Here is a 22,906-nt window from a genome sequence, read left to right as displayed (position 1 = left end):
GACTATTAAGGACAATAGAATGACCATTAAGTATCCAGTCTGCCCGAACTGCGCTTATCAGCGAAATGAATACGATAAATTAGTTCATCAGGCAATGTGTCCGGCCTGCGGTATTGTCTATGCTAAATGGCAGGCTCCCTCAGATAAAAGTTTATCAACAGAGCCGCCGCCGGATGTTGACTGCTCCGATCAAAAAGACTCTTTCTGTGCCAGGCTGCTGGATGTTTTTTTCAGCGTACCCGAAAAAGTGGACAGTCTGGCTTTTTACGGCCGTGTTATTATTTTTGTGCTGTTTTTTATCTGGGGCTGTTCTTTTATTTTCGGAGAGCGGGACTGGGTAAGTATCGGCGGCTCCTTTTTACATAATGTCAATTTACCCTTTCATGAATTCGGCCATGTTATTTTTCGCCTTCTCTATTCAGCAGAAAGATAATTTCGGCGCATCTATTATGTTGTGGTGGTGTGGTCAGAGCTTTATCGATATCAGCCCTTACATTGCAGACGCGCAAAGTCGTTCCCTTCCCTTAATCTCCGGCCTGGGCAAAGAGTCCCATGACTGGGGAAATTTATTATCTATGACCGGAAATCTGCAGCATACTCAACTGCTTGCTGATATAAGCTTTGTGATCGGCAGTTTGATTATCTGCCTGAGTTTTATCTGGGGCGCTTACCTGCTCTATCTGCAGAAACAAGCGGCAGCCGAATAATGAATTTAAACAGCAGGCTGGCCTATTATCGCGACTGTTATAAAGAAGACAGCAGCGACCTTAATCTGTGGAATCTATTAAAACTTAAAAAAGAGGACTGTCTGTTACTGCAGGGCTCAGATGATTTAGGTGCCGGGTTTCTGCCGCGGCTGCCGATCCCGGCTGATTTTGCCGAACAGATGAGCAAACGTGTTGAGGTTTATCAGCGCGAGCGGGTTTTACTTTATGCCAGTTTTATTTTTGTCGGTAAATTAGAAATAAACGGTGAAATGAAATCAGTGGTTTCGCCGCTGCTGTTTAATGAAGCTGAAATTGAGCAGGATAATGATGATTATTATTTTTCTGTCAGCCGGGAATCGGTGCAGATAAATGAACCTTTAACCCAGCTGCTCAAGCCGGAAAGTAATAATATCCCTTCAAGCCGGGAGTGCGGTTTTCTGTACCAACCCTCTTTATGGACCTCATGGTTAAAAGACAGTCCCTTAGATATTGACTCTCTGGGCTTATTAAACTTTCCAAAACTGGCAGAGATGCCGCAGATTAAACAGGCTGTTAAAGGCGGCAGAAATGTTTTGTTACCGGCATCAATGCTGGTTTTTATTGAGCGTTCTGCAAGCAGCCGTGGTGTGCTTCATGAAATAGAAACCATTATTGAGTCACAGCAGCAGTCAGCCGCACTGCTTAATTTATTTGAACCGCAGGCAGTAGGGCAAACAGATAAATTATTAAAATACGATTATCTGCCCGGTTTACTTTCCAGCGCACAGAAGAAAGTTTTATCTATTGCCGCCAATGCTAGTATCGGCTGTACCTCCGGGCCTCCTGGTACCGGTAAAAGTTATACCATTGCCGCCGTCGCCGCGGAGCATATGGCAAGAGGGGAGTCGGTACTGATAGCTGCAGATAATGACAGTGCGCTGGATGTGATTGCGCATAAGCTGGATGTTACTTTTGGTTTAGGTGATATCTCTATTCGCGCGGGTCAAAAAGTATTTCTAAAAAAATTAAAGAGTTATGTTGCGGATCTGTTGTCTGGATACTTTACTGAGCAGGATTTAAAAAATCCTGCTGACAGTGAACAGCAGCTGCAGAAGCTTAATAAAAAGTTAGAACGCTTAGAAAAACAGTTTGTAAAGTTCTGCCGGGCTGCTATCGTCAGAGGGCAGAGGTTACGGGGTTTTGAGCAGCGAGAACAGTTGTGGTTTAAAAAAGTTTATTTGTCATTTGCACGCAGAGGGATCCGTGAACTGGTCAAGCAGTGGCAGGTACTGGAGGATGTTAATGAGCAGCAGATGCACAGAGAAGCTTTATCAAGAAGTTATCTTAGTGAATTGAAAAATTTAAATCTGCAGAAACTTATTGAAACTCAGCGTAAGTCTCTGCAGGCGTTTAATAAAGCTATCCGCAGCCGGACTTCAAAACGGCAGTTTGAATTATTTGACGAAATTGAATATAGACCTTTTTTCTCGGCTTTCCCGGTCTGGTTAGCCAGTCTCAACGCTTTACACCGAGTTCTGCCTTTAAAAGCACAGATGTTTGATCTGCTGATTATCGATGAGGCAACCCAGTGTAATATCAGCAGCTGTCTGCCGGCATTATATCGTGCCAAAAGGGTGATGGTGGTTGGTGATACAAAACAGCTGAGACATTATTCGTTTCTTGCGCGGGCTAAAGAGCAGCAGCTGCTGAGCCGCCATAATCTTACGGAGCAGATGCCTGGAGTGGTAAGCTACCGAGATAATTCTATTCTGGATTTGACCTTAGCTGCGGTTGCCAGTCATAAACAGGTGGCGTTTTTAGATGAACATTTCCGCAGCAAACCTGAGTTGATCAATTTCAGCAATACAATGTTTTATCAGAATAAATTAAAAATAATGCAGCACCGCCCCTGTACCACAAGCGGTCATCTGCTTGTTCACCGCAGCTGCGGCTGCCGGGACAGATCAGGGATTAATAAGGTTGAAGCCGCTGAAGTGATTAAGGCTGTTACTGCGCAGATAAACAAAGATGCACAAACGGGTGTTATTCACAGTCTGGGCATTATCTCTCCTTTCCGGCATCAGGCAGAATACTTAGCGAAACAAATCAGTTTAAATCTGAGTGAATCTGATATTTTAAAACATAATATCCGCGCCGCTACACCTTTTGGTTTTCAAGGGGAAGAGCGGGATATTATTTATATCTCCTTTGCTGTTGATAATAATTCACGCCGGGCCGCTGTTTACCTCAATAAAGCTGATGTTTTTAATGTCACAGTTACCAGGGCACGGCAGCTGCAGAGGCTGTTTCTGTCGCTTGATGAAAATCAGCTCCCGGATAACAGCCTGTTAAAGTCCTATATTAACTCGGTTAACGAATTTGAAGTCCGGCATACAGCGAAAAATGAACTGGATAAATTTCAGCGGGCGGTGATTAAGTTATTAGATGAACTGGGGATTGACCACTGGCCCGGTTATACCGTTGCCGGGACTGAAGCGGATATTTTATGCCGCAGTAACGGGCGTTATCTAGCGCTGGATCTTATTGGTTATCCCGGCCCCTGGACAGATTATTTTGAGTTAAACAGCTACAAACTGTTTAAGCGCGCAGGCATTGATATACTGCCGGTTAGTTATGGTTTGTGGATTGCGGATAAGCAGGCATGTGTAGAGCAGATACTGAGTAAATTAGATATGCCGCCTGAGCAGGAAACAGCGCTGCTGTGATAGTAAACCTAGGCAGTTACTGACGTTACCGTACAAAGCAGGGCTGTTAAGGCCACATATCAAACAGCTGACTGTTAAGCTGCAGATGGAGCATAATCCCGGTTGCGTAGCCAAGTGCAATGACAGGGGCCCATTTCAGGTGACCAAAGAAGGTATATTTACCTCGTGATGCTCCCATCAAAGCAACACCGGCGGCTGAGCCGATAGAGAGCATACTGCCGCCGACTCCGGCAGTTAAGGTCACTAACAGCCAGTTTCCTAAAGACATGTCCGGCTCCATGGTTAAGACTGCATACATAATCGGAATATTATCTACAATCGCTGACAAGCCGCCAACCATAATGTTGGCCGATACAGGATTCCACTGGCTGTACATAATTTCAGAGACCAGATCTAAATATCCTAATAAGTTTAACCCTCCGACGCACATAACAACGCCGTAAAAGAACAGTAAGGTATCCCACTCCGCATCAGAGATACGTTTAAATACATTAAAAGGTACTACATAACCAATCCGCCTAAGCGCTGCTTCATCATTGTTAGCGATTGCTCTTCTGGTTTTTTTGGCCAGTGATCTGGCCAGCGTGCGGCGCAGGAAGTATGCAAAAAACTGTAAATAAGCCAGTCCCATCATCATTCCGATTACCGGAGGTAAATGCATAACGGCATGAAAACCAACTGCTGTTGCTATGGTTAATAAAAACAGCAGAACAATACGCCGGGCACCGCGTTTTAGTTCAATATATTCATTGACTGTATGCGGCTGTGCTTTAGGTACAAACAGCGACATGATTAAAGCGGGAACTAAATAGTTGACCAGGGAAGGAAAGAATAATGTTAAAAATTCACTAAACGACACCAGCCCGGTCTGCCAGACCATTAAGGTGGTAATATCACCAAACGGGCTGAAAGCGCCGCCGGCGTTTGCCGCAACTACAATATTGATACAGGCAAGGTTAATAAATTTACTGTTGTTTCCCGCTACTTTCATCACCACTGCGCACATCAATAATGCTGTTGTTAAGTTATCGGCAATAGGGGAAATGATAAAAGACAGGATACCGGTCAGCCAGAACAGGGTCCTGTAGCCGAATCCTCTGCTTACCATCCAGGATTGTAATGCATCAAATAAGCGCCGTTCTTCCATGGCATTTATATAAGTCATGGCAACTAATAAAAACAGCAGCAGTTTAGAATATTCGAGTAAGTTGTGCTCTATCGCATTCTGAGCAATTTCTGTCTGCCCCTGCTGTTTCAGTACACAGCCGATCATAAGCCAGATCAACCCGGCAGCCAGCAGTACAGGTTTGGATTTATGCAGATGTAAAAACTCTTCTCCCATTACCAGACAGTATGCAAGGGTAAAAAAAACCAGGGAAGCATAACCGACAGGTGCATTTGTAAAGTCTAGTGTCTGTGAAGCGGAAAAGGCCGCCGGGGCGCTTAGTATTCCTAAGCCTGCTAATATTATTTGTTTTGTTTTCATGTTTAATATCAGCTCCTTGAGGCAATGTAAGGTTAAGAATAGTACAGACAGGCATGTTTGCAGGAAGAGAATATGATGTGCGCCAAATAATTTGAATTTTTATTTTACGCAGGGAAATGAGGTGCCTGTTTTCGGGCTGGTTAATACTATTAAGGTGTGCCTGTCTTTATTATTCTGGTGTCTGCAGAAGAATTTTTATTCTGTTGTCATAATCTAATATTTCGAATTCACTGCCCCAGTATTTCTTAATTAAACGCTTTATTAAGCCGCTTTCCCGGGCTTTTTTTAGAGCCTGCTCAATCACTGCTTTATACCTGCTGCCGGCGTTGATACCTGTATTGCTCAGGTAAAAACGAAAATCCCGGTCGTAGATTAAAACCAGGCGTTTTTCTATCGCTAGATTCGGGTATTCCGCCGCTTCTACAAGGATCTCATTTATTCCTCTGGGGAAGTAATTATGCCTGGTGCCCAGCTCAATCATTCTGAAAATCTGTTTCCAGCTGCCGGAGTGCTCTTTATAGGCAAGCTCATTTTCCTGCCAGACCCTGACATCAAACCATTTTTTGCCTAAATGTGCCGTTAAGTTTAAATCTCGAAAGTCCTCAAGATTTTCCACCGTCTCAAATAAATGCTGGTCGCCTTTTTTAATAAATAAAACTCTTTTGCCGATTAATTTACTGGTAAGCCCTATCTCAATAGGAATGTAGTCCTGGTTTCTCTGTTCAGATTCGATCATCCAGTACAGGCTGATTAAGCCGTGCTGCAGGTAGCTTTTAATTCTAAGCTGCGGGAGTTGGGATGCTGTCAATTCAGGGGTATGGCCAATTTCTTCAATAGCTGTTTCCAGGAGCTCATGGTAGAACAGGTGCTGCTCAGGACTCTCTTCAAGAACCGGGACATGCAGGGGAATTACATCTGCAGGCACCTTTGTAGCAGGCAGTATAAGAGACAATGCGCATACAGTGAATAAGGTTAAAAGCTTTTTTAACATAAGCTTTCCTTGCTGTTTGAAGTTTGTCTGCCGGCAGTCAAAATATTAATGATGCACTAATCTGAGCAATTACCTCTCTTGCACTGCCCTTAAATGGGACCACGACTGTTTTAATAAGGCAATAAAGCATAGTTAAAAGATAGGATTGATTATCAAATCAGTCAAAAGTTGAGACGCGGCTGAGCACTTCTGTAGTCGGCCTAGCGTATTTTCTTTGCGGAATAACAGGCTGCTGCAGGTTGAAGTGCTTTTTATTTTAACTCAATTATTTTTCGTATTCCTGCTTCATCTGCCAGTCTTCCAGTTCAACTAAAACCAGCAGGGCGCCGTGTCCGCCGAATTCAAGCGGTGCTTGATGAAAGGCTAAAATATCCGGATGCTGAGCAAGCCATAACGGTACCTGTTTTTTTAAGATATGTTTACCAACACCGTGCATCACGCTGCAGCAGTACAGCCCCTCTTTTTTACAGCAGGCGATGAGTGCGCCTAATTCACGTTTGGCTTCTTCCTGTGTCAGGCCGTGCATATCGAGGATAATTTCCGGTGCAAAATCACCGCGTCTTATCTGTTTTACTAAATACTTATCTGCATCTTCACGGCAGTAACGAACCGGGCCCTCTTCCGGAAGGTGGGGTTCAAACCCGTCGGAGAAATGATTTGCTTCAAATGTTTCTTCGCGCTTTTGTTTGACGGCTTCTTTTTTCTTCATGTTTTTAGTCGGTAGTTTTATGGTATCCTGTTGCAACTTTTTGATACCTGAAAACTCAGCGCTGAATAGCGAAAAATCATCGTTTTTATTTTTATTAGTCATGGTCTTTCCTATTGCTGCTTATTTAAATAAAACAAAGTTGCGTGAGTTTACCTTAATTGGAGAATAAGTTGGATACGATTTTTACAGATGAAGCCGTTAATGAACTGGTCACTATCCAGGATATGCTGCGCTGGGCTGCAACCGAGTTTAACCGCGCCGGGATTTTTTACGGCCATGGAACAGACAACGCCTGGGATGATGCGCTTCAGCTTATATTACCTTCATTGAATTTAGCCATGGACAGCCACGACAGTGTTCTGCAGGCACGCCTAACCAGACGTGAACGGGAAATGTTAGCTGAGCTGATTGTTATGCGTATTGAAAAGCGTATTCCGGTTGCCTATTTAACCAATACAGCCTGGTTTGCGGGTTTAGAGTTTTATGTTGACGAACGTACTTTAGTGCCGCGTTCACCGTTTGCTGAGTTAATTAAATCACAGTTTGCACCTTGGGTTGAAGAGGAGCCTAAACGTATTCTCGACTTATGCACCGGCAGTGCGTGTATTGCAATAGCCTGTGCTTATGCCTTCCCAGAAGCGGAAGTGGATGCCGTTGATATTTCTGAAGATGCTTTAGATGTCGCGGAAATTAATATTCAGGGGCATGGGCTTGAGCAGCAGGTTTTCCCGATTCAGTCAGATCTTTTTTCCGGCATTGAGCAGGAAAAGTACGATTTAATTGTTTCGAATCCGCCTTATGTTGACGCTGAAGATATGGCAAACTTACCGGAAGAGTTTAAACATGAACCTGAGCTGGGCTTAGCATGCGGGTTTGACGGTTTAGACTTAGTACGTAAAATGCTCCAGCAGGCGAGCAGTAAATTAACTGAAAACGGCGTGTTATTTGTTGAAGTCGGTAATTCACAGATACATCTGCAGCAGGCTTATCCAGACGTTCCCTTTACCTGGATCGAATTCAAAGCGGGCGGGCATGGTGTATTTGTATTAACCAAAGCACAGATTGATGCAGCTGAGTTCTAAGTTTAAGAACAATCAAATAAGGTGGAGGTTATATAACCTCCGGTTTTAAGTCACAGACAAGCGGGAAAAAATCATGGCAGGAAGCAGTATTGGTCAACTTTTTAAAGTAACCACATTTGGTGAGAGTCACGGTGCGGCTCTAGGTTGTATCGTTGACGGTATTCCACCAGGTTTAGAGATTTGTGAAGCAGATCTGCAGCACGATTTAGACAGACGCCGTCCTGGACAGTCGCGTTATACTACGATGCGTCAGGAAGGGGATCAGGTTAAGATTTTATCCGGTGTATTTGAAGGTAAAACAACCGGCTGCAGCATAGGTTTGTTAATTGAAAATACCGACCAGCGTTCAAAAGACTATTCGGCGATCAAAGATCTGTTCCGCCCCGGTCATGCTGATTACACCTATCACCAGAAATACGGACATCGTGACTACCGCGGCGGCGGCCGTTCATCGGCGCGTGAAACGGCTATGCGTGTAGCCGCCGGTGCGATTGCTAAAAAATATTTAAAAGAGCAGTTCGGCATTGAAATTCGTGGTTATTTAAGCCAGCTCGGTGATATTAAACCAGATTCGATTGACTGGAATGAGATTGAAAACAATCCGTTTTTCTTTCCAGATACGTCGAAATTAGAAGCACTTGAAGATTACATGAAGGCTCTGATTAAAGAGGGCAACTCAGTGGGTGCTAAAGTATCTGTGGTTGCTTCTGCTGTGCCGGTTGGTTTGGGCGAGCCGGTATTTGACCGTTTAGATGCTGAACTTGCACACTCTTTAATGAGCATTAATGCCGTTAAAGGTGTGGAGATTGGCGACGGTTTTGCTGTTGCCGCGCAAAAGGGCACTGAGCATCGCGATGAAATGACACCGGAGGGTTTTTTATCCAATCATGCCGGCGGTATATTAGGCGGTATTTCAACCGGCCAGGATATTATCGCGCATATTGCCCTGAAACCGACATCAAGTCTGACTATTCCGGGCCGTACCATCACAACTGACGGTGAAGCGACAGAGATGATCACTAAAGGACGTCACGATCCCTGTGTCGGTATCCGCGCAGTGCCGATTGCAGAAGCGCAGATGGCGATAACGCTGCTGGATCACCTGCTTCGTCACCGTGCACAGAATCTGCATGTAACAACTAATACGCCTTTTATTAAATAATTTTTCTTAATAAGCTGCTGAAAACGCATTAGGTATCTGTTTACTTAATGCGTTTTTTTATGCTTAAAAGGGCAGCTTCCAGTTTTGTGCAAATTCAATAAACTGCTTTAATAACGGGCTCTGGTATTTTTCTTTATGCAGGATAAGCCAGTAGTCACGTGTCATAGTTATATCTTCACTGAGCTTTAAATCTAACTGTACTAAGCGTCTATCTTTAAGCGCATGACGTGCGGCTAGTTTCGACATACAGCTGATGCCTAACCCTGCAGAGACACAGTTAATAATTGCTTCAGTAGTATTCAGCTCCAGCGAGACCTCATAAGCAGCTAGTTTTTCACCAATCTGTTTTAAGAAAAAGTCACGGGTACCGGAGCCGTTTTCGCGTAAAATCCACTGCTGCTTTTCCAGATCTTTTAATGCTACCTGTTTTTTTTGTGCCAGCTGATGTCCGCTGTTACAGACTATCAGCATTTCATCCTGCAGCCAGCGGCTTGAGTGCAGCTCACTGTCAAAGATATTTGCTTCAACTAAGCCTATATCCAGTTCGTAATCTTTCAGCTGCTGAGCAATAAAGGTGCTGTTATCAATTAATAAAGACTGACTGCTTTGACTGGATGTAACTCTGAAATCACCCAGCAGAGAGGGGATAACATGGTTGCCGATAGTGTTGCTTGAGCCGATTTTCAGTTTACCGCGGCTTTGAGCTGCCGGTTTAAATAAGCTGCTTATCTCTTTACTGCGTTCAATCTGTTCATCCGCCAGCGGCAGTAACTGCCTGCCCTGTTCATTAATGATTAAGCGGTTATTTTTACGCTCAAAGAGTTTATGACCTAACTGTTTTTCTAGTTCGGCCAGCGCCATGCTGACAGCCGGTTTGCTGATAAAAAGCTTTAAGGCGGCTGCTGTAATGGTTTTTTCCTGAGTAATACAGATAAAAACCTGCAGCTGTTTTAAGGTAATATGCACATAAACCTCGCAGGATTGGATGAAGCAGTAGATTATACGGTTATTTCGTTAAGTGTACCTTAACACCTAGTTAAATACTTTAAACTATTCTTAACAAACATTGTGATTTATAATCATTTCATATTAAAGCAGGCGAGAGCAGAGCAATGATTCAAAAAATAAAAAAAGTGAATACTTCTTTATGTAATACGCCGACTGCGCTGGCGGGCCTCGCTTTAGGTATTGCAAGTTTAGGCTGGTGCTGGGAAAACCAAGCGGATCTGCAGGGTAAAGCGCAGATGCTTGGCGCGCTGACAGGCGGAGCTTTATTAATTCTGCTGCTGCTTAAATTTATCTTTAATCCCGGTTTATTAAAACAGGATTTAAGCCATCATATGAGCGGCAGCGTGGTGCCGACATTTGCCATGGCGGCTATGGTCGTGGCGAAGAATATCAGCCGTTTTGATCACTCTTTAGCACAAGTCTTATGGCTGACTGCAATTTTGCTGCATCTGCTTTTCTTGAGTGTTTTTATCTATTACCGCTGTAAAAGTTTCACTGTTGAACATATTTTGCCGAGCTGGTTTATTCCGCCGGTAGGCATAGTGGTGGCGGCTGTTTCATTTCCGGGCGGTATTTTTGCGCCGCTGGCGCAGACTTTGTTTGTATTCGGTCTGGCAGCTTATGCAGTATTACTGCCTGTTATGTTATACCGTTTATTTTTTACAGCCTCTATTTCTGATAGTGAAAAGCCGACTATTGCGGTATTTGCCGCGCCTGCCAGCTTATTATTAGCTGGTTATTTAACCATTGCTGAAAATCCGCACCATCTGCTGGTGGTTATACTAGGCGGAACTGCAGTATTTGCTACCTTCTTTATTTATTTTGCTTTTACTAAACTGCTGCGCCTGCCTTTCAGTCCGGCTTATTCTGCCTTTACTTTTCCGTTAGTAATTGGTGCAACAGCTTTGTATAAAACGGCTGATTATTTATCTGTCTCTAAATTTGATCCGCAGCTGGCCGCTATGGTGGAACGTTTAGCAAATATTGAGCTGCTGATTGCAACTTTGATGGTGGCCTATGTGTGTTTCAGGTATCTTGTGCATTTTTCGGCAGAGCGCGGACGGTTAATCTGCCGCTGAGATTGGGGAAAGAGTACAAAGCCCTGAAACATTACTGCAGCAGGCTTAGCTGCTCTTTATAATACAAGTACTTCCAGGCGTATAATAAATTTAGGCGGCTAGAAGACTAGCGCCAACAGCAGGCACACCTTATCGACGTGCCCGTTATTATGGGGTATTACTTCAAATCAGATCGGTACAACGTTATTTGCACACGGTCCCTTCTGACTTTGCCCGACTTCGAATTCTACTTTCTGACCTTCATCTAGCGTAGCATAACCACCTGTTTTGATTTCCGAGTGGTGCACAAACAGATCATTACCTCCATCCTCCGGGGTGATGAAACCGAAACCTTTGTCTGCATTGAACCACTTTACTGTGCCCTTACTCATACTGTGCTTTCCTCTTTAAATTCATATTTTCTTTACCGCAGTAATATTTTTTCTGCAGTAATTCCATAAACAGCATATGCATAAACTTAGATATATAAGTCATTTTCTGTACATGACAGATAATTAGGCTGTTTGCTTAGCAATACGCATCAGCTGTCGAGTAAATTGTAGTTCATTGTAAAATACCAGTTAATTAAGCTCATTTAATTTCATAAAAAAGCTAACGAAGCGAGTTAAAAAATTAACTCATAAATGCTCTCCGAGCCGGCAGGTTTCGAAGGTATCTTCTGTGGGCAAAGCTGTATTTAAGTAAGTTAATATCACATCGGCATTATTTTTAAGCAAAAGTGATTGAGCCGTTATCAGATTCGATTTGCTGGCGGATTTTTTTATTCTTCAGAGCTCTCAATTTTATCCCGTATTATGCGGCTGTGTAACATGCTAAAACTCTTTTAAATTATTACGCTGTGTCACTTCAAGGCTGATAGATAAGTTACTTTTGAAAAGTCTAAAAACTATATTCTATAGTTAGTGTGAACGTTATCACTAAACTCTTTATTTTTACCTTTACTATGGCCTAATAAGGATAGGTTCCGTTTGAAACTGAAGTCATTAATAGTGGCTGTAATAAGGAAATAGAAATAATGAAAGAAGTTGCGTTTCGTTGGATTGATAAATACCTGGTACATGTAAAAATAAAAGAAAACTTTTTAATCTTGTTTTTTACGCCGCTCCTGGCGATCATTATGGTCAGTTTAGCGCTGATGAATGCTTTTGAGCGTCAGCAGGAACAGCTGTTACAGCAGAACATGGATACGATTGCCAGCTTAATTTCACAGTCCAGCCTGACTGAAAACGATGTTACGCGTATTCTTGCTGGCAGCAGTATTCAGGTGGGCTCAAAGGGCGTAAATACCACTGCGGTACAGGATGCCGGCTACAGTTTAACAGCTCAGGCAAAGCCAGGCTTACTCAGTACACTTAATCTTAGCCACGTCAGCATTATCATAGTGTCATGCTTGCTTATCTCGCTATCTCTTTATTACATTATGACCTTTATGGGCGGGGCATTGTTTAACATCTACGATGCATTACGTCGTCTTGCTGACGGCGACCTGGTTTCTCGTATTGGTTATGCGCCAGCCCGAAATGAATTTAATCTAATAGCACAGACGATTGACCGTGTATCTGAACGCGAACAACTGCTGGTGAAAGCAACGCAGGAAGCGATTGCACTGATCCAGCAAATTAGCTCGCAGCTGCGTCAACGCAGTAACGAAAACGAAGCGTTATCTAATCAACAGCAAGAACGCATAGATTCCCTGGCCAGTGCAACCGAGCAAATGGCAAGTTCAATCCGTGAAGTGGCTAGTCATGCACAAAATACCTCTAGCCAAACCAGTGAGGCAACGCAGACAACAACACAGAGTCTGACGCATGTCGACCAAACGCTTGATGCGATAAAGCAGTTAGCCTCTGAAATCAGCTCAGCAGCCGATGCTGTAGCAAAACTGGATAACGATGCTGCGCAGATTGATAATGTAGTGACGACCATTAACTCTATCTCAGAACAAACAAACCTACTGGCATTAAATGCGGCCATAGAAGCTGCGCGGGCTGGTGAGCAGGGGCGTGGTTTTGCTGTTGTTGCCGATGAGGTGCGCACACTGGCCGGTAGAACGCAAGAAGCAACGGTGGAGATCCAAAAAATGATTGAGTCGCTGCAGGGTAATAGTCAGGGATTAATGAAGGTAATGCACCAAACTGTTAATAACTCTGAATCGAGTGAACAGCACATGAATACCGTCAGCTGTGACATTCGGCAGATAGCAGAGAAGAATCAATATATTGCGGATCGGAGTACTGAAATTGCCGCCTCAGCAGAAGAGCAGGGAGCGGTTGCTGATAATATTGCTTCCGATGTTGAGCAGGTGCGCAGTCAGTCGCGTTTAGTTGCTGAAATGATCATTCAGTCGGCTGCAGAGGTGCAGCAGCTTAATAAGCAGGCTGATGTACTTGAAGACTTAATGAAAGATTTAACAGCATAAGTTATATACATAATATAAACCTGTTACCCGTCAAAATACACCTTGACTGTAACGGGCATATTCACGCAGATCTTCAATTAGGCAATAGCCGCTGCCAGACAGGTATGTACGCAGCGGCAGTTAATTTTGTTATCGAGTGGAGATGCCGGATCTGATTCCAGTCTGGTTTCGGAACCGTCACCTCCAGTTCAAACTAATACAAATGTATTAACCAAATAAATTTTTAAATTTAGATTTCACTTTGTCTTCCAGCTTTTTACCTTCCTCTTTAAGCTCTTCTGTCGATTTGCCTTTGAGTTTTTCCTGCTGTCTTTTAAGCTCTTGTTTTGCTTTTTCTTTAAGCTGCTCCCGCAGGGCGCCGTCCATATCTAAAGCAAACTTAGGCTCAGTAAAGGTGCCGGTAATAAGCAGCGGTATGGTTACACCGTTAAGGTCGAACTGTTCGGTTTTAGCATCACTTTTTGACAGCGGCGCTATGCTTAATTTGTAATCTAAGGTTTCTTTTAAAATATCAACCAGACCTAAACCGTCAAGGCGCATGACAGGTGACAGCATTAAAAACTTCTGATTGTTAACCAGACCTTTTTTAATGCTGAATTTACCGGTTAACGATGCAAAATCTGTTTTTTTGACATCTGCCGTAGTAGGAGCAGGTTTACCTGAAAGTCTGGCTTTCAGGGTGCGGATCTCCTGGGGAATATTAACGCCGTATAACTCACCGTCAAGCAGTTCGAAGTCACCGCTGCCCATGAGTCCTGATTTAATTTTTGTCGGAGTTAGACCCTGACCCGTACCTGCAAAGTTAAAGGCAGTGGTACCGCTTAATATATCCACCTGGGCTGCATCAGTTAATAAAGGGCGCAGATCTACGTTGTTCAGATTAGTAGAAACCTTGTATTTGTTTTTCCCCTTAGCATCGTCGACCATGCCGTTAACGGTCAGCAGGCCTTTATATAACTGTGCAGTTAATGGTTTAATTTCAGCTTTACCATTTTTGATCTGCAGGGTTTTATTAATCTCGCCGATCACCAGTTTGTCTGCTTTCACTCCGGCAATTTTTAAGGTGCCCTGGACATCTAAGGTGTTTAAAAAGCTTAAATCAGGCTCCTGCTCCGCTGCCGGGGTTTCGTTTTGCGGACCAGGGGCTGTGCCGGGGGCGCTCTCGGGAGTACTCTCAGGTGTACTGTCAGCAGACCCTGACTGGTTTAAATAAGGGTTAAGGTCCCATTCATTACCTTCTAAAGCGTAACGTACTTTGGTTACGGCACCGGTTTGTACAGAGGCACTGCCTTTTAACTGAATCTTATCAACGTTTAACTGCAGGTTGTTAATCTCAGCTGCCGCGCTGTTGAGGTTATAAGTGATATCACTGCTCAGTACACTGCTGACTTTTCCGTTAGGCAGAGTTTTACCGCTAAAGTCGGTTTTTAATAAAAGTTTGTTAAGCTTAATTGAAGAAAAATCTGCAGCAACCAGCAGCTTCGACTGTAAATCAATATGGCCGTCCATTTCAGCAACCAGCACATCGGTTAATACTGACAAATCCGCTTCTTTACCTAATGCAAATTCTCCCAGACGAATATGGCTGATATTGAGTTTAGTGCTTGAAGGAACTGTTAAGTCTTGAATTTCAATAACTGCATTATTGATATTAATACCCGCCAGCTGTATTTTATCGGCTGTAAAAGTATCGGATTTCCCATCAGAGCTGGTTTGCTCTTGAGATTCAGTGCTTTCCTGCGGTGCAGGTGCTTCTGCTGCACTTTTGCTGCTCATGTTATCAAGATTAGAGCGTCCGTTTTTATCTGTGATCAGATTTAAAACAAAACCATTAAGTGTCAGTTCACCTATCTGGATCTGCCCTTTAAGCAGGGGCATAATATCTAAACCGAGTGAAGCTTCATCAATTTTAACCAGGTGCTTACGATTAAAACCATCCAGGTTATTCAGTTCAATTTCACCACTGCTGAATCCCAGCTGCGGATAAAAAGTCCAGCTTATATCACCGTTAATTAATAAATCGCGGTTAATGGTATTTTTAACCTGAGTTTGAATCTCTTCCTTATAATCATTCGGATCGATTACCGTCAGCAAAATAACAACGGCCAGAACAAGCAGTGTAATTAACCCTGCAAATAATTTAATAAACAGTTTCATCGATTTTTCCTTTTAAGTATCAATGATCAAGAGTGTAATAATTTTACAGCATAATTGTAATTCAATTTAATTATTATTCATCTACTGCATCTAGTTTAGCGGCAGCTCTGTGGTGTATTTGAGCTGCTCCATGGCAAAACTGGAATTCACATCGGTCAGGCCGCTGACATTATTAACCAGCTTCTTATAAAACCTGTCGTAGCTGCGCATATCAGATACTAGTACTTTGAGCATGTAGTCGTATTCGCCGGCCATCCGGTAAAACTCCATTACCTGAGCAAAATCTTTTACCTGCAGCACAAATTCTTCTAACCAGGTTTCAGAATGCTGCTGGGTTTTGACCTGTACAAAGGCGATCAGTTCTAAGCCGATTTTCTGTGCATTTAACAAAGCGACTCGCCTGCTGATAACTCCTTCGCTTTCAAGGCGTTTAATACGGTTCCAGCAGGGGGTGGTGGTCAGATTTAACTGTTCAGCAATCTGCTGTAAAGATAAAGAGCTGTCCTGCTGCAGTAAGCTTAAAATTTGTTTATCGGTATTATCAATCGGCATTAATATCTCTCTATTGCGGAAGAAAAAGCAGTATTTTCTTTATATTTCCTAATAATAGGATAATTTTCTTTTATTTTGCAATTTAATAATGATTTAAGGAACTATTTCTACACTGCTTTACTTAAGATTAAGTTATCAAATCAACGTGATAAATAAAAAATAAAAGGCAGGTCGATGATGAATGAACAACGTACTTGGGTAGCGGATGCAATTGCCAAAATTCAGGCTGACTACCAGCGCAGCGCCGATACACATCTTATTAAAGTGAACTTACCGCAGCTTGAAGGTATTGATATTTATCTGAAAGATGAAAGTACACACCCGACCGGCAGCCTAAAACACCGTTTAGCAAGATCTCTGTTTTTGTATGCTTTATGTAACGGCAAAATTCAACAGGGCACGACGGTAATTGAGTCATCATCGGGCAGCACTGCCATTTCTGAAGCTTATTTTGCCCGTCTGCTGGGGCTTAAGTTTGTCGCTGTAATGGCGAAAAGCACCAGCCAGGAGAAAATCGAGCAGATTAAAATGTACGGCGGTGAGTGTTATTTAGTTGATTCTACAGAAATGATTTATGCTGAATCAGAAAAGTTAGCTAAAGAACTTAACGGTTATTATATGGATCAGTTTACTCATGCCGAGCGTGCGACAGACTGGCGTGGTAATAATAATATTGCTGATTCAATTTTTCAGCAGATGCAGCTTGAGCCGCACCCGATCCCTAAACATATTGTGATGAGTGCCGGCACCGGCGGCACCAGCGCAACCATCGGCCGCTATTTACGTTATCATCAGCTAGATACAAGCCTTACTGTGGTTGATCCTGAAAACTCAGTATTTTTAGATTATTTCCATAGTGCTGACAGCAGTTTAACCAGCAGCCGGGGCAGTAAAATAGAGGGTATCGGCCGTCCCCGTGTTGAGCCTTCATTTATCGCTTCAGTGGTAGATGAGATGATTCGAGTGCCCGATGCTGCATCGGTTGCAGTAACCCTGTGGTTAGAAAAAGTATTAGGGCGTAAAGTCGGGGCAAGTACCGGAACCAATATGTACGGCGTATTAAAACTTGCTCAGGAGATGCAGGCAAAAGGTCAGACAGGTTCAATTGTGACGCTGCTGTGTGACAAAGGTGATCGTTATCTGGACAGTTATTTTAACCCTGAATGGGTGGAAAATAACATTGGTGATGTTTCTCCTTATCAGAAGCATCTAGATGATTTTTTACAAAACGGTACATCTCTAGATTTTTAATCAAAGAACAGAAACTACGACTAAAAGGGAGTATAAACTCTCTTTTAGTCGATTAAAGCCGCTTTGTTTACAAATTTTTCCGGCAGTATGATACCGTATTTGTGCAGTTTTTTACGACTGAAAAGATAACGCCCTTTTTCAGCAGTTTTAGTGCCTAATTGATAGGGCTGTATGCCGCTTGTCAGTACTTCTCTGGCCATTTCCGCCGCTAGTTTTCCCTGTTCATAACCAAACAGTACTAAACCGCCGATGGTTTTGTCTGCTCCAACAGCAAAGTCCCAGAAAGCAAAAGGCGGCACCGGTGTATTTTCTGCGGACCACTTGAGAACCTGCTCGGCTGGAACATGTCTGTCTTCCTGATCTTTCAAAGTATGGAATAAACCTAAAAATACGGCATCGTATCCTTTACTTTTAGCTGTTAGCAGCTTGTTTTTCCAGGTATCCCAGTCACCAATTAATCTTATTTCAATTTTGATTCCGGAGAGCACCATCTGAGTATTACTGGAAAATACCTCTTCTAAAATTACGTAGGAGGTACGGCTGTTATCAAACATAAGTAATATTTTATCTGCTTTCTGCGGCAGTAACTGCGCCATCGCAGGAATTGAACGCTTGATAAACGGGCGTTCTAATACACCGCTGATGTTTTTACTTTTATGAATATTATAATGGCGGGGGTTATTATTGATACCGAGGTAAATAACCGGAGTGGTCGTTTCTGAAAAAAGCGTGCCAAGATAATTCAGCGCATTATCATCACCTAAAATCACTAAATCCGGCTGCTGCTGTTGATAAAACTGCCATGCAAGAGCTGCTCTTTCATCATATAAAGGTTTCGCTAGGCGTTTAGTATCCATCTGGAAATAACTAAGTTCAAAATCGTTGTGCAGAACAGACTTAATGCCCTGGATATAACTTTTATCCCAGCTGTATTCGCTATGATAACTTTCAATAATTAATATTTTTTGTTTAGCTGATAACTGTAAAGGCAGGCAGATTAATATAATAAATAACCAGGCGCTTAATCGTGTTTTCATTGTAGATCCCTCCTCTGCCGGTTTTTGTCATTTATTCTACTAACATAACCTTTGCTGATAATTTTTCCGGCAGTGTAATTCCGTATTTTTGTAACTGGCTGCTGCTGAACAGGTAGCGTCCTTTTTCTGCTGTTTTAGTACCGAGCCGATAAGGCTGTATACCGGTTGTCAGTACTTCTCTGGCCATCTCCGCCGCCAGTTTTCCCTGTTCATAACCAAACAAGACTAAACCGCCGATGGCTTTATCCTCACCGACTGCAAAGTCCCAGAAAGCAAAAGGCGGTACCGGACTGTTTTGTGCAGACCACTGCAGAACCTGCTCAGCTGGTACATGCCTGCCGTTTTTATCTTTAAGCGTGTGGAATAAACCCAAAAATACTGCATCGTAGGAGCTCTCAGAGGCTGTTAATAACCTTGTTTTCCAAACTTCCCATTCCCCGATCAAGCGTATGTCTACTTTAATTCCAGATATTTTTATCTGGGTATTACTGGAAAATATTTCTTCTAAAATGGTATGAGCGGTCAGGCTGTTATCAAACATCAGCAGAATACTTTTTGTGTCCTGAGCTAATAACTGGGTAACAGTAGGAATTGCTCGTTTAATTAAAGGGCGCTCTAATACGCCGGAAATATTTTTGCTTCTGTGAACATGATAATGACGCGGATTATTATTGATACCGAGATAGATAACCGGCGTGCTGGTTTTTGAAAAACGTCTGCCGAGATAATTCAGGGCATTATCATCACCTAAAATCACTAGATCCGGCTGTACTTTCTGGAAATACTGCCAGGCTTTATCGGCTCTTTGCGGGTAACTGTCTTTAGGCAGACGTTTGGTATTCATTTGAAAATAGCTAAGTTCAAAATCATCAAGTAAAACAGATTTAATACCTTTGATATAACTCTGATCCCATTCATATTCGCTGTGGTAGCTTTCAATGATTAATACTTTTTGCCTGGCTGACAGGTGCAGGGGAAGGCAAAGCAATAGAAGACATAACCAGGCGTTTATGCTTGTTTTCATTGCTTAATCTCCCTAGGCTGATCGGCTACGGTTCCTTTCACTGTAGATGACTAAGTATAGTTCGTTATCAATTATTTAACTGATCTATTTGTTTCCTTCTAACGATAATAAGGGGCTTGTTCTACGGTTGTTTTTTAATTAACTTCCAGACCGTGCTGATAAAAACAAGGCAGAATCCGCAGGTCAGGCCTATAACAGCGTTGCGGACATTACATAACTAGATGAAATATAAGAGCTCCTTGGCAGGGGCTGATAATGCTGCCAAGCAGGTGATGAACGGCTGGAATGCTGTGTATAATAATGCCGCCTTCGACTAACAACACTGCAGTCGTGGCGGCCACAGTTAATAGTTTCATCAGTTTAGGCGTTGCAGCCGCTAAGTCGTTACCAAGTGCACCGGTCTAAGCGGGGGAGTTTTCAGGCTGCCGTACTGTTTGTTCATTCCCGCAGCCTGGAGGTGAATAGATTTATAACTTCATCCAGTACTTATCATCAATATTTCGTGTTTCATCACTTAAGTGAGGATTATCAATAACAAAAATACGGCGCTGCTTGAGTTTGGCTTCAGCAAAGGTTTTTTTCACTAAAGGATCATTTTCAAAGAACTTGATAAAAGAGCCGTCTGCATAGGATTTTTCAAAACCTTTTTTTAATAACTCTGCAAGTTCAGGCCGCTTGGGGGAAACAAAGAAAAACATTGGAAATTTGTATACCACCATCAGCTGATCATCGACTATTAAGTTATTGAGTTGAGATCGTTCTGCAACTTCGCTGAAGGGTTCAATCACTGCGCGGGGAAACAGATCTGCCCGGCCGGCGCTGACAACTTTAAAAATATTTTCAAAGCTGGGCAGTTCTTTTACTTTAAAGCCGCTTGAACGTAATACATCAACATCGGCCCAGCCTTCGCCCTGAATCATCAAGAAGGTATCAAGCTGCTCTTTGGTAGTAACGCTATGCAGTTTTTTGCCGGTATCTGTATTAGTGATAAAAATACGATGTCCAAGCAGACCGCGGAAGACAGGAAAACGTACAGGAATGAGCTTTTCTTCCATTGTTTTACTTGCGCCGAGCCAGTCAACACTAAGTGTTCCTTCCTGAAGCATGGATACTTTACGCGACTGCGAGTTCACAATACTGCGGTAAGGTGTCATGGCCGCTTTATCACCGGCTTTATCGACTAAAAACTCAATCAGGCGGCTGGCGTATTTATCCAGGTCTGAACCTTTGCGAAGTGCTGGTGTGGTGACATCTACTGCAAAACTGTTAAAGCTGATGATGCTTATTAATATCAGCAGGGGCAGTCTTAGTAATGTCCGTTTTATATTTAAATTAATCATAACTGAGTCCTGTTTATATTGTGGGTCAGCTTAACTTATAGTACACAGCTGAAGATGTTACTAGCTGTGATGCATCAGGTAACGGCCTTGCCGGGCATTTAGTGAATCGTTTTTATTATTGATTCATTTATTGACCTGTCTATAACTTCATAGTTTATAAATGAACACCTGCCTTCAAGGGCGGGTAATATAATCTAAGATAGGAACAGATAATTGAATTTATATATACGAGAAACTAAAAGCTCGGATCTGCATGATATCTACCGCGTGCATTGTGAGGCTTTTGGTTATGATAAAGAGGCTGAGCTGGCCCGTGACTTATTAAATGACAGCAGTGCACAGCCGAGATTATCGTTAATAGCATTTCACGGTGAACAGGTGGTGGGGCATATCTTATTTACTAAGGCTAAGTTATGGGATAGTGATCCGCATCTGTCGCTGTCTCTACTGGCCCCTTTAGCTGTAGTACCTGATGCGCAGAGGCAGGGGGTAGGCGGTGAGCTGATTAAAGCGGGACTGGAGTATCTCGCTGAGGCAGGAACAGATCTGGTTTTTGTACTCGGACATCCAGAGTACTACCCTAAACACGGCTTTAAAACAGCGGCTCATTATGGATTGAAAGCACCCTACCCGATTCCGGAGAAACATGTTGATGCCTGGATGGTGAAGGCGCTTAATCCGAAAGTACTGGGTGAGGTATGCGGTACGGTTATCTGCTGTGATGCCTTAAATAAAGAGGAGCATTGGTCTGAATAGTTATTTCGCGAGAATTAGTGCTGACAGTACTAATTCGGCATGTGTTAAATCAAAGGGGGGACTGCTATGTATACCGTAGGTAGACTGGCAAAAAAATATGGATTATCAAGAAGTACGCTTCTCTATTATGACTCGATAGGTCTGTTATCTCCGACACTGCATAATAAGGGCGAATATCGTCAATACAGCGAAGATGATGCACAGAATCTGGGGCAGATCTGTGCTTATCGGCAAGCGGGGCTAAGTCTTAAAGATATCACTTTGCTTCTTAGTTCAGAGAGCTCTTCAGAATTAGAATCGGTGCTCAAACAGAGGCTGAATGAGCTTAGTGAGGAGGCCGCAGTACTGCACAATCAGAGAAGGGTAGTGGCGGAGCTTCTCAATAAATCTACACTGGCTGATGCCCGGGAGATGAATAAAAACACCTGGCAGACTTTGTTTCAGGAGGCAGGTATCAGTGAACAGGAGATGCGCCACTGGCACGCAGACTTTGAACGTATGAACCCGGATAAGCATGCTCGTTTTCTTCGTTTTCTGCATATTCCAGAGGAAGAGATCGGTCTGATTCGCGCCTGGTCGGCGGCCCCGCACAAGATACTTAATTTAAAAAAGGAATCTGAAAAATTTATGGAATCATTTTTTCGTATTTATGAGAAGCTTGATAGAAAAGGACCGGGTGATTACGAAAGTACAAAGCGTGCTTTTGAGCTGTGCACTAGTTTGCCGAAAAATCCTGAGATTATCGATATCGGCTGCGGTAACGGCAGAAATGCAGTTGATCTGGCAAAACTCAGCGGTGCTCGTGTGACTGCGCTGGATATATATGAGCCGTATCTGCATGAAACACAAAACACAGCACTGCAGGCTGGATTAGAAGAACGCATTATTACTATGAAAGCTGATATGGCCGATTTATGTTTTAAGGCGCAAAGTCTGGATCTTATCTGGTCAGAAGGCGCTGCCTATATCATGGGATTTGATGCGGCGCTTAACTACTGGAAGCAGTTTCTTAAACCTGGCGCCTGTATGGCGCTAAGCGAGGCGATGTGGTTAAGAAGTGATGCGCCCGAAGAACTGCGCATATTCTGGAACGAAGCTTATCCGGCAATGCGTGATTCGCGCGCTAATATCAAAGCAGTAGAAGAGGCGGGATATAAACTGCTGGGGCATTTTGTTATACCGCAGCGGGACTGGGACATTTTCTATGACAACCTGGAACAGCATTTACAGAGTATTGAGGCGGAGCATATTAATGACAGCTGCGGCGCTGTGATTCTGGAGATGAGCAGGAAGGAAATTGAGATTTATCGCAAATACAAAGGCTGCTATGGCTATGAATTTTACGTGATGCAGAAACCTTTAAAATAGAGTTTTTGAGTTAATGTTTTTCGGAGCACAGGTGAATTCCGTTATACTCTGTATATATATATGACTAGAGATA

General features: G+C 43.1%; 20 protein-coding genes and 1 pseudogene. 10 read left to right on the top strand and 11 right to left on the bottom strand.

Features of this window, described 5'->3' with window-relative positions; genetic code table 11:
• Positions 1-19 precede the first annotated feature (19 nt).
• From G337_RS29030 to G337_RS0109545, 3 genes are read left to right on the top strand one after another with little or no spacing between them, the layout of a single operon-like run.
• Positions 20-433: a hypothetical protein gene (locus G337_RS29030; protein ID WP_028863686.1), complete on the top strand. Its 414-nt coding sequence runs from the start codon at positions 20-22 to the stop codon at positions 431-433.
• Positions 396-707: a hypothetical protein gene (locus tag G337_RS29025; RefSeq protein ID WP_028863685.1), complete on the top strand. Its 312-nt coding sequence runs from the start codon at positions 396-398 to the stop codon at positions 705-707. Before G337_RS29030 ends, G337_RS29025 begins: the two co-directional genes overlap by 38 nt.
• The gene (locus tag G337_RS0109545; protein WP_037027285.1) at positions 707-3,412 is read left to right on the top strand and encodes an AAA domain-containing protein; all 2,706 of its coding nucleotides are present in this window, start codon (positions 707-709) and stop codon (positions 3,410-3,412) included. The genes G337_RS29025 and G337_RS0109545 overlap by 1 nt, the downstream gene beginning before the upstream one ends.
• A gap of 46 nt (positions 3,413-3,458) precedes the next feature.
• Here G337_RS0109545 and nhaD read toward each other — a convergent pair whose 3' ends face one another.
• From nhaD to smrB, 3 genes are all read right to left on the bottom strand, one after another.
• Positions 3,459-4,898 carry a sodium:proton antiporter NhaD gene (nhaD, locus tag G337_RS0109540; protein WP_157619262.1) on the bottom strand — a complete coding sequence of 480 codons (1,440 nt, stop codon included), beginning with the start codon at positions 4,896-4,898 and terminating at the stop codon, positions 3,459-3,461.
• Between the two features lie 169 nt (positions 4,899-5,067).
• On the bottom strand, positions 5,068-5,889 hold the full coding sequence (locus G337_RS0109535; protein WP_051303118.1) for a hypothetical protein: 822 nt from the start codon (positions 5,887-5,889) through the stop codon (positions 5,068-5,070).
• A 265-nt stretch (positions 5,890-6,154) separates the two neighbouring features.
• Positions 6,155-6,700: an endonuclease SmrB gene (gene smrB, locus G337_RS0109530; protein ID WP_037027284.1), complete on the bottom strand. Its 546-nt coding sequence runs from the start codon at positions 6,698-6,700 to the stop codon at positions 6,155-6,157.
• A 68-nt stretch (positions 6,701-6,768) separates the two neighbouring features.
• On the opposite strand from smrB, the gene prmB reads away from it, so the two are divergent.
• Both prmB and aroC read left to right on the top strand, forming a co-directional pair.
• Positions 6,769-7,680 carry a 50S ribosomal protein L3 N(5)-glutamine methyltransferase gene (gene prmB, locus G337_RS0109525; RefSeq protein WP_028863680.1) on the top strand — a complete coding sequence of 304 codons (912 nt, stop codon included), beginning with the start codon at positions 6,769-6,771 and terminating at the stop codon, positions 7,678-7,680.
• 73 nt (positions 7,681-7,753) lie between these two features.
• Positions 7,754-8,842 (top strand): chorismate synthase, encoded by a 1,089-nt coding sequence (gene aroC, locus G337_RS0109520; RefSeq protein WP_028863679.1) that lies wholly within the window; start codon positions 7,754-7,756, stop codon positions 8,840-8,842.
• A gap of 63 nt (positions 8,843-8,905) precedes the next feature.
• On the opposite strand, the gene G337_RS0109515 is transcribed toward aroC, so the two are convergent.
• On the bottom strand, positions 8,906-9,808 hold the full coding sequence (locus G337_RS0109515) for a LysR family transcriptional regulator (protein WP_028863678.1): 903 nt from the start codon (positions 9,806-9,808) through the stop codon (positions 8,906-8,908).
• A 146-nt stretch (positions 9,809-9,954) separates the two neighbouring features.
• On the opposite strand from G337_RS0109515, the gene G337_RS0109510 reads away from it, so the two are divergent.
• Positions 9,955-10,929 carry a TDT family transporter gene (locus tag G337_RS0109510; RefSeq protein ID WP_028863677.1) on the top strand — a complete coding sequence of 325 codons (975 nt, stop codon included), beginning with the start codon at positions 9,955-9,957 and terminating at the stop codon, positions 10,927-10,929.
• A gap of 167 nt (positions 10,930-11,096) precedes the next feature.
• Here G337_RS0109510 and G337_RS0109505 read toward each other — a convergent pair whose 3' ends face one another.
• Positions 11,097-11,300 carry a cold-shock protein gene (locus G337_RS0109505; protein ID WP_028863676.1) on the bottom strand — a complete coding sequence of 68 codons (204 nt, stop codon included), beginning with the start codon at positions 11,298-11,300 and terminating at the stop codon, positions 11,097-11,099.
• Between the two features lie 644 nt (positions 11,301-11,944).
• On the opposite strand from G337_RS0109505, the gene G337_RS0109495 reads away from it, so the two are divergent.
• Complete coding sequence (locus G337_RS0109495) at positions 11,945-13,348, top strand: methyl-accepting chemotaxis protein (protein WP_028863675.1); 1,404 nt, start codon at positions 11,945-11,947, stop codon at positions 13,346-13,348.
• Between the two features lie 207 nt (positions 13,349-13,555).
• Here G337_RS0109495 and G337_RS0109490 read toward each other — a convergent pair whose 3' ends face one another.
• Together G337_RS0109490 and G337_RS0109485 are read right to left on the bottom strand one after the other, a co-directional pair.
• On the bottom strand, positions 13,556-15,505 hold the full coding sequence (locus tag G337_RS0109490) for an AsmA family protein (RefSeq protein WP_028863674.1): 1,950 nt from the start codon (positions 15,503-15,505) through the stop codon (positions 13,556-13,558).
• Between the two features lie 90 nt (positions 15,506-15,595).
• Positions 15,596-16,057 carry an Lrp/AsnC family transcriptional regulator gene (locus G337_RS0109485; protein WP_028863673.1) on the bottom strand — a complete coding sequence of 154 codons (462 nt, stop codon included), beginning with the start codon at positions 16,055-16,057 and terminating at the stop codon, positions 15,596-15,598.
• Positions 16,058-16,231: 174 nt separating this feature from the next.
• Here G337_RS0109485 and G337_RS0109480 point away from each other — a divergent pair, with 174 nt between their 5' ends.
• Complete coding sequence (locus tag G337_RS0109480; protein ID WP_157619260.1) at positions 16,232-17,308, top strand: PLP-dependent cysteine synthase family protein; 1,077 nt, start codon at positions 16,232-16,234, stop codon at positions 17,306-17,308.
• Between the two features lie 44 nt (positions 17,309-17,352).
• Here the strand turns inward: G337_RS0109480 and G337_RS0109475 are convergent, their stop codons facing one another.
• The 4 genes and pseudogenes from G337_RS0109475 to G337_RS25970 all read right to left on the bottom strand — a co-directional run bounded on the left by G337_RS0109475 (position 17,353) and on the right by G337_RS25970 (position 20,709).
• Positions 17,353-18,345 (bottom strand): ABC transporter substrate-binding protein, encoded by a 993-nt coding sequence (locus G337_RS0109475; protein WP_028863671.1) that lies wholly within the window; start codon positions 18,343-18,345, stop codon positions 17,353-17,355.
• Between the two features lie 31 nt (positions 18,346-18,376).
• On the bottom strand, positions 18,377-19,369 hold the full coding sequence (locus G337_RS0109470) for an ABC transporter substrate-binding protein (RefSeq protein WP_028863670.1): 993 nt from the start codon (positions 19,367-19,369) through the stop codon (positions 18,377-18,379).
• 209 nt (positions 19,370-19,578) lie between these two features.
• A pseudogene (locus G337_RS29545) lies at positions 19,579-19,752 on the bottom strand (hypothetical protein); the annotation flags it as partial.
• Positions 19,753-19,836: 84 nt separating this feature from the next.
• The gene (locus G337_RS25970) at positions 19,837-20,709 is read right to left on the bottom strand and encodes a type 2 periplasmic-binding domain-containing protein (protein ID WP_051303116.1); all 873 of its coding nucleotides are present in this window, start codon (positions 20,707-20,709) and stop codon (positions 19,837-19,839) included.
• Positions 20,710-20,922: 213 nt separating this feature from the next.
• Here G337_RS25970 and G337_RS0109460 point away from each other — a divergent pair, with 213 nt between their 5' ends.
• Together G337_RS0109460 and G337_RS27660 are read left to right on the top strand one after the other, a co-directional pair.
• Complete coding sequence (locus G337_RS0109460; RefSeq protein WP_028863669.1) at positions 20,923-21,465, top strand: GNAT family N-acetyltransferase; 543 nt, start codon at positions 20,923-20,925, stop codon at positions 21,463-21,465.
• A 66-nt stretch (positions 21,466-21,531) separates the two neighbouring features.
• Positions 21,532-22,833, top strand: a complete 1,302-nt coding sequence (locus tag G337_RS27660) for a MerR family transcriptional regulator (RefSeq protein ID WP_051303114.1) — start codon at positions 21,532-21,534, stop codon at positions 22,831-22,833.
• Positions 22,834-22,906: the final 73 nt, after the last annotated feature.

Origin of the sequence: Psychromonas aquimarina ATCC BAA-1526 (genome assembly GCF_000428725.1) — a bacterium.
Lineage (GTDB): Bacteria > Pseudomonadota > Gammaproteobacteria > Enterobacterales > Psychromonadaceae > Psychromonas > Psychromonas aquimarina.
The sequence above is the reverse complement of the archived record's forward strand: the minus strand, read 5'-3'. Positions and strand labels throughout refer to the sequence as shown.